The sequence below is a fragment of the Sphaerospermopsis sp. LEGE 00249 genome (genome assembly GCF_014299995.1).
Taxonomy (GTDB): domain Bacteria; phylum Cyanobacteriota; class Cyanobacteriia; order Cyanobacteriales; family Nostocaceae; genus Sphaerospermopsis; species Sphaerospermopsis kisseleviana.
The window spans coordinates 1-6,983 of record NZ_JACJUZ010000126.1 but is presented as its reverse complement, the minus strand read 5'-3'; the positions used below and the strand labels follow the sequence as shown (position 1 = coordinate 6,983).

11 protein-coding genes are annotated in these 6,983 nt (G+C 36.4%); 3 read left to right on the top strand and 8 right to left on the bottom strand.

The genetic code is table 11. The features are described from left to right. Positions 1-55, bottom strand: a 55-nt coding sequence (locus tag H5968_RS26235) for an IS630 transposase-related protein (RefSeq protein ID WP_370569746.1), incomplete at its 3' end; no start/stop codon positions are given. Positions 56-144: 89 nt separating this feature from the next. Between H5968_RS26235 and H5968_RS25295 the strand changes: the two genes are divergently transcribed. Continuing rightward, positions 145-306, top strand: a complete 162-nt coding sequence (locus H5968_RS25295; protein ID WP_222620796.1) for a hypothetical protein — start codon at positions 145-147, stop codon at positions 304-306. After that, positions 307-639 carry a hypothetical protein gene (locus tag H5968_RS25290; RefSeq protein ID WP_222620795.1) on the top strand — a complete coding sequence of 111 codons (333 nt, stop codon included), beginning with the start codon at positions 307-309 and terminating at the stop codon, positions 637-639. A 352-nt stretch (positions 640-991) separates the two neighbouring features. Here the strand turns inward: H5968_RS25290 and H5968_RS24240 are convergent, their stop codons facing one another. Further along, entirely contained in the window at positions 992-1,816 is an 825-nt protein-coding gene (locus H5968_RS24240) for an IS982 family transposase (protein WP_187041983.1), read from the bottom strand. Between the two features lie 209 nt (positions 1,817-2,025). On the opposite strand from H5968_RS24240, the gene H5968_RS24235 reads away from it, so the two are divergent. Next, positions 2,026-2,541 carry a type IV pilin-like G/H family protein gene (locus H5968_RS24235; RefSeq protein ID WP_187041982.1) on the top strand — a complete coding sequence of 172 codons (516 nt, stop codon included), beginning with the start codon at positions 2,026-2,028 and terminating at the stop codon, positions 2,539-2,541. 3 nt (positions 2,542-2,544) lie between these two features. Here H5968_RS24235 and H5968_RS24230 read toward each other — a convergent pair whose 3' ends face one another. From H5968_RS24230 to trxB, 6 genes are all read right to left on the bottom strand, one after another. Further along, a complete protein-coding gene (locus tag H5968_RS24230; RefSeq protein WP_187041981.1) occupies positions 2,545-2,706 on the bottom strand; it encodes a hypothetical protein in 162 nt (53 codons plus the stop codon). Between the two features lie 94 nt (positions 2,707-2,800). After that, a complete protein-coding gene (locus H5968_RS24225) occupies positions 2,801-3,685 on the bottom strand; it encodes an ABC transporter permease (protein WP_187041984.1) in 885 nt (294 codons plus the stop codon). A gap of 129 nt (positions 3,686-3,814) precedes the next feature. Further along, positions 3,815-4,216 (bottom strand): type II toxin-antitoxin system VapC family toxin, encoded by a 402-nt coding sequence (locus tag H5968_RS24220; RefSeq protein WP_187041980.1) that lies wholly within the window; start codon positions 4,214-4,216, stop codon positions 3,815-3,817. Between the two features lie 4 nt (positions 4,217-4,220). Then, positions 4,221-4,517, bottom strand: a complete 297-nt coding sequence (locus tag H5968_RS24215; RefSeq protein WP_187041979.1) for a hypothetical protein — start codon at positions 4,515-4,517, stop codon at positions 4,221-4,223. A gap of 82 nt (positions 4,518-4,599) precedes the next feature. Continuing rightward, positions 4,600-5,220 carry a Uma2 family endonuclease gene (locus tag H5968_RS24210; RefSeq protein ID WP_187041978.1) on the bottom strand — a complete coding sequence of 207 codons (621 nt, stop codon included), beginning with the start codon at positions 5,218-5,220 and terminating at the stop codon, positions 4,600-4,602. Positions 5,221-5,364: 144 nt separating this feature from the next. After that, the gene (trxB, locus tag H5968_RS24205; protein ID WP_187041977.1) at positions 5,365-6,756 is read right to left on the bottom strand and encodes a thioredoxin-disulfide reductase; all 1,392 of its coding nucleotides are present in this window, start codon (positions 6,754-6,756) and stop codon (positions 5,365-5,367) included. Positions 6,757-6,983: the final 227 nt, after the last annotated feature.

Here is a 6,983-nt window from a genome sequence, read left to right as displayed (position 1 = left end):
CACCATTTTCTATATAATCTATTACTTTTTGTCTTAAATCTAAACTATAAGCCATGATTTCTACTCCCATACCTTCTCTCTTCAATCTTATACTCTTTTTGTCTCATTCTTAAGTTAAACTACTATACATTCACTCGAAAACGTTTGAATTTACCCCAATATCAACACAACCTAGACCGATTAACAGAACTGCAAGAAAGACTTGATGAAATTCTCCCATACTTTGATTTAGCTAATGAAACAAGTCGCAGAGAAGTATTAATTTCTCCCATCATTTTAGACTTAGTTCACTATACAAAATCATAGGTGAGAATTGAATATCAAATTAAAGTCAGTGAACAACTACAAGGTTACTTTGATTATCTCATCAAAAATCGCCATAACCTCTTAGTAATTGAAGCTAAAAAAGAAGATTTAGATTATGGTATGACACAACTTTTTGCAGAATTAATCGCCCTAGATCAATGGCAAGAAAATCCACAACAAACTCACATTATTGGTTCAGTTACCACTGGCAAAATCTGGGAATTTGCTCAACTAGATCGCATTAATAAACATCTCATTCAAGGACTTGATAGTTATCGTGTTCCTGATGACTTAGACCCCTTAATGCGGATTCTAGTTCAAGCACTCATTTAGCGGTAAATATGCCTCCAGTTAGCCTGAGTCAAAATGTAAAAATGCGAGGAGAATATTACTATTTTGATGACCTCAAAAATGTAAAACTTTCTAAGTTGATGCAATACCGTTTTCGGAGCTAATTACTTACCAAAACCTTTACTAACCCAAGTTGCTAGTTATGAGGAAGAGCGATAGCTACGCTGCACTTCGTGAACGCTAGGGTGAAGTTTGGGAAATAAATGGGTCAATAAAGTAATAACCCAAGTAGCCGGTAGAGATTCAAATGGAAAGAAAGTCATCAAAAATTGACTCCTGGAATGCAGAAGCGACGGTCAGTAATAATGAAATTAAAAGTATGAATAGTAACTGATTAGATAAATGCTTCTTGCAGAGTGAAGGCAAAAATAAATGCCTGAACTTTCAGTAAAAACCCTTGATAGGTGACAGCATGAATGGATTTGGGAAAATCAATTGTAATTGAACTAAATACGGTTTCAATATAATGACGAGTATGTTGTTTTATATATTGAATCCAAGGAGGATCTGGACGTTTAGATTTTTGTTTCCGCATCACTTTCAAACTAATTTGACTCGTGTGTTCTAGGTCATCTTCAATGGTGTAATCTGTGTAAGCTGCATCGCCATAAATTTCGCTCCCTGGGGGTAAATTTAGGGGTAAGGCATTTAACCCACGTACATCATTGGCACTCCCAGGTAAAAATACAAATTCCACAGGAATTCCCGTTTTAGTTGTTAATAATTGGACTCGCACAGCATAGAAGTATCTTTTTTTCGATGCCATGTAACCCCGGTACTTTTCTGACTCAATTAACTTGACATTAAAAATGCGGATATTATCACACATAGGTACTGGAAATGAGTCTAAAAGATACTCAATATCATCACTAATTTCTTTCAGTATCATTCCCATTTGATGAAATAAATCGTTCATTAACATAAAAACTCCGTGCAATCTCCTGTTAAATCGTGATTTATCTAACATATTTGGAATCAAACCATGTTCTTTCATGTAAGTACAAGCCTTACTATGGTTGCCATTAAAGAACATCGCTGCACATATAGCCGTTGTGATAATTTCTGCATCACTCATGACTCTACGACTATCTTCTTCATGTCCAATCGCTTTCAATAAGTCATCTGTGATAGCATAGATGGCAATTATTTCTTTTAACATACACCCCTCCTTTTTTTCTGACTGGAGGGGATTTTATTACTTTATTCACCCACTGCCTTCACAAATTCCCCCCTGGCGTTCACGAAGTGCAGCGTAGCTATCGCTCTTCCTCATAACTAGCAATTTGGGTTATGTATACAAAAATAATTTAAATTGGGTAATTTATTCATAGAGGTAACAAAAATTCTCTCATCCCCAAAGAAACCACTATGAAACTAACCATAAAAGCTAAGTTGATGCAGCATCTACTGATCAAAAATCAAGATAATGCAGGTTTTACGATTATTGAATTGTTAATTGTATTTATTCTGATTGGTATTCTATCAGCGATCGCTCTTCCTTCCTTCCTAAGTCAAGCTGCAAAAGCACAACAATCAGAAGCTAAAACTTATGTAGGCGCATTTAATAGAGCGCAACAAGCTTACAGAATGGAAAATTCAGCTTTCGCTGGGGATATAGAGACTTTACAACTGGGTATTCCTACTGTAACCAATAATTACAATTATAACATTACAGCAGATATTAATACTACTACGATTACAGCAGTAGCTAATGACGCTGCTGCGCTTAAAGGTTTTAATGGTGGTGTAACTGTTCTTTCCAGTGGACTTACTTTAGCTGTTGCTTGTCAAACCGCAGGAACATTAGCTAATAATCCTATTACTGCTCCTAGTTTAACTTCTACGGGAGCAAGTTGTACAGGAACGATGGTTAGTATGGATTAGGAATTAATTCTTTTTAGTAAGAATCTGCACATTAGCAACAGTGTAAGACTTAATATGAGATTTTTCCGAAGTTATCAGCGGTGCGCCTTTTAATATACCAGATAAAGCAACGGAAAGCATTAATCCACCGGTAGCAGCTGCAATTAAAGTAAATTTATCGTTCACAGAAGTATCTCAGTTTTGTTGTTAGTTATCAAGAGTCAGGAGAAAGACTTAGTTTTTCTCACCCAGTCACCAGTCACCAGTCACCAGTCACCAGTCATCTATTTTCTCTTCTCAAACGAGGATTGACAAACTCATTCAACCCTTCCCCAAGTAGTGATAACCCTACTACCATGATAGTCATTGCTAAACCGGGAAAAAGAGTGGTCCACCAAATACCTGTAGGTAGTGCTTCCAGAGCTTGTTTTAAATCATAACCCCATTCGGGTACATCTTCGGGTAGTCCTAAACCCAAAAAACCTAAACCACCTAATACTAATATGGCATCTGCTGCGTTAAGGGTAAAGAGGACGGGGACACTTTGAATAACGTTGAAAAATAGATATCTTGATAATACAATCCAGGTAGAAGCGCCCATTGCTTGCGCTGCTTCGATGTAGACTTCGGTTTTAACGCTGACGGTGTGGTTACGCACAACGCGATAATATTGGGGAATGTAAGCAATACTAATGGCGATCGCCGCATTTAATATTCCTCTCCCTACCACAAAAGCTAAGGTAACAGATAGCAGCAAACCCGGTAAAGTGTAAATGCTATCCATGAGAAATAGTAAAGTTTTATCTAATTTTCCTCCTAAATAACCACTTACCATTCCCAAGGGTACACCCACAACCATACTTAATGCAGTGGCTAAAATCACTACTTGCAGTGCTGCTTGTGCGCCAAAAATTGTTCTGGAAAAGACATCATAACCCAAGCGACTTGTACCAAACCAATGTTTAAGGGAAGGTGCGTCATGAATAGGGTTACTTAAAAATTCTTTGGGGTTTTGTAACCATCCCCACTGTTGGAAAACTGGGGCAAAAAAGGCTAAAAAGATAAAAAATAAAGTCATTGCTAAACCTATCAACATAAATCGCTGGGATAGGTTAGATTTAGCAAAGTTTAAAAATCTTGGTATGCGGCTTTTTGTAATAGTCATGGTAATATAATTATGATGGTAATTTTTTTCTAACCCTTGTGGAACAGGCATCTTGCCTGTTAACCTTGTACCTCATAACTTAGGAAACGGCTGTAAAAATATAAATTATATATTACAATAACCAATTTTTTACAATAACCAATTTTCTAATTTAAGTCCTTCAATTCTGGATAAATCGGAATCATTAGAAACAAGAATTAAATCTAAGATAATTGCTGTTGCTGCTATTAAAACGTCTGCATCTTGAATAGGTGTACCTTGTTTTTTTAACTTAGCGTGAATTTCACAGGATTTTTCAATGATTTCTAAATCCTCTAAAAATAATGTTTGATATTTTTGAAAAAATACATGAAACTCACCTAATTGTTTGACAGCATTAATGGATAAAAGCCCTCTTTTTATTTCATAGTAAGTAATGCAACTAATAAATATCTTTCCTCCTTGACTATTGACTTGTCGGAGTTTCTTATTTACAGTTGCATTCTTTTTTAAAATGTAACTAACGATATTTGAATCTAGTAAATAATTCACAGTGTTATTTTCCTTCTACCGCTGCATCAAAAATCGCTATTTCTTCGGGTGATAAGTCGTTCAATGTCCCTGCAACAGCTTCTAATACAAGAATTTTATCAATTCTTCTGGTTAAATCATGTTCTTTAATTGCTCTCATTTCCTCTGGTGACAATCTACCAAATAATTCTATCAGCATTTCGGTCATTTCATATTGGTCTAATTTGACTTTGTAGAAACTACTTCCTTGAAATAATTTATCCACTAATGTGGAAATACGTTCTGTTAGTTCTTGTTGATACTCGGTTATTTGTTCTTGCATGGTTTTGACTCCTGATGACGGCTGAATATTTACATTATACTTGCATGAAAATTATATGAAAATTATATTATAATCTACACTCTTACAAACTAGCTTGAAAAATTTGATTAGCAGTTAATTTTAACTCTGGGAAAGTTGGTGATATTATTAAATCATCATCTCTAAATTGACTAACTTGATATTCTCCTTCTATCAGTTGATAAAGTGAAATAGTTGGTTGTTTAGGATTGCCAATAAATACTCTACCACCTAAAGCAGCATAATCTACAATCCAATATTCCACAATACCCATTTCTTCATAGTCAGCAAGTTTTTTATGGTAATCATCACGCCAGTTTGTACTGACAACTTCAACTACTAAAGGAATTGAAGCTGATTCACTAATTGTAGATGATTTTTTCCATAAAGGTTCATTAATTAAATTAGAACGATTTAACAATATTATATCTGGTAAGTATCCTGATTCTTTTTCTGGTGGTTTGATAAAAGCTGTTTTAGGAATGAAATAAGGAAGTTTTAGACGTTTATATTCTGTGACTATTTCTTCAACTAAAAAGCCAATAATTTCTTCATGTTCTCCTACGGGTGGTGTCATTTCTATAATTACTCCATCATGTAATTCATAGCGTAATCCTGTATCTGGATACCACTCGATAAACTCTGCAAAAGTAACTAATTTAGTTTCAGGTAAAGTTTGAATCATAATTTAGATTCTTTGGTTTGAATAGTTATCATATTGTTTGTTTGGTGATTGGTAATTGGTAATTGGTAATTGGTAATTGGTGATTGGTAATTGGGTTATTAATCTTAACCCAGTCACCAGTCACCAGTCCCCTGTCCCCTGTCCCTACAAATTACTTTCTATCATCTGTCGATATTCACTTTTCTGTTTTACACCTTTCACTTCTTTTACCAATTCCTTATTCTTAAATATCTGTACTGTCGGTGTTCCTATGATGCCGGCATTTTCTGCTATGTCTCGATCTTGGTCAATGTCAATTTCTACAAAGTGAATCTTACCATCAAATTCATCGACGACTTTATTTAAGATTGGTTTCAAGGTGTGACAAGGACCACAACCAGGAGAAACATATTTTACCAACAACACGCGATCGCTCTCATGGAATAATTTTCTTAAAGCATAACCCCCATTATGGCGTGTTGCTTGCAAATTAAATTCCGCTTCTGTTTCTGCTTTCTCGGTTTCTGGGTGGGGTGTTGTTCCTTCAATTTGGGTTTGATGAAATTCATGAATTAAATTCTTTGATGATAACCATCTTTCCGCTAACATGGCCGCCATACAACCAGTACCTGCTGCTGTAATCGCTTGTCTAAATTCATGGTCTTGCACGTCACCGGCTGCAAATACACCCTCTAAGCTAGTCTCTAATCCACCATGTTTAGTGGTTATGTACCCCACCTCATCCAGTTCTAATTGTCCCTGAAATAACTCTGTATTGGGCTTGTGACCAATGGCGTAAAATAAACCTTTAGCGGGAATAGTGCTTTCTTCCCCGGTTTGATTATTACGCACTTGCACACCATTTATACTTTCTTCACCAATTACATCTACTGCTTCGGTGTGCCAATGTATTTTAATTTTCGGGTTACTCAAAACTCTGTCTTGCATAGCTTTAGAAGCCCGCATTTTATCAGAACGCACTAACAAATGCACCAAAGAAGCATATTTAGTTAAATAAATAGCTTCTTCTGCTGCTGAGTCTCCCGCACCAATAATCCCTAACTCCGTATTACGAAATAGAGGAGTTGCACCATCACATATAGCACAAGCGGAAATTCCCCGACTCCAAAATTGATGTTCACTGGGTAAACCTAAACGTTTAGCTGTTGCACCGGTAGCGATAATTAAACTATGGGCTTTTACTTCCCTTTCTTGGGAACGGATAGTAAAAGGACGTTGACTCAAATCAACTGATATCACATCTTCAGTATATAATTCTGCGCCCCACCGTTCTGCTTGGGCTTTCATGTTATCCATCAAGTCTGGTCCGGTGATACCTTGGGGAAACCCTGGGAAGTTCTCAACTTCGGTGGTTGTCATCAGTTGCCCACCGGGTAAACCACCTGCTTGGAAACCTTCAAATACTAAGGGTTTTAAATTTGCCCTTCCTGCATAGATAGCTGCGGTGTAACCAGCGGGACCAGAACCGATAATGACTAGGTTTTCTACTTTGGGGTTTTCTACTGGGGAATTTGTCATACTATTATACAAACTCATAACGACTACGTTTAAGTTAGTATAGCATAACTCAAAGATCCCCGACTTCTGACATTAATTTAGGGGATGCTGAATAAATGTAAAACCCAGAGATATCAAACCCACATTCCGCACCCCCCAGTGTCACAATCGGTAATTTCGGATTTTTGAAGACCTTTGAGGATAATTTTAATACAAAATGGTCTAAAGTTTAGGTAGCGATAGCGAAGCGCTGCTGCAAGCAGTTC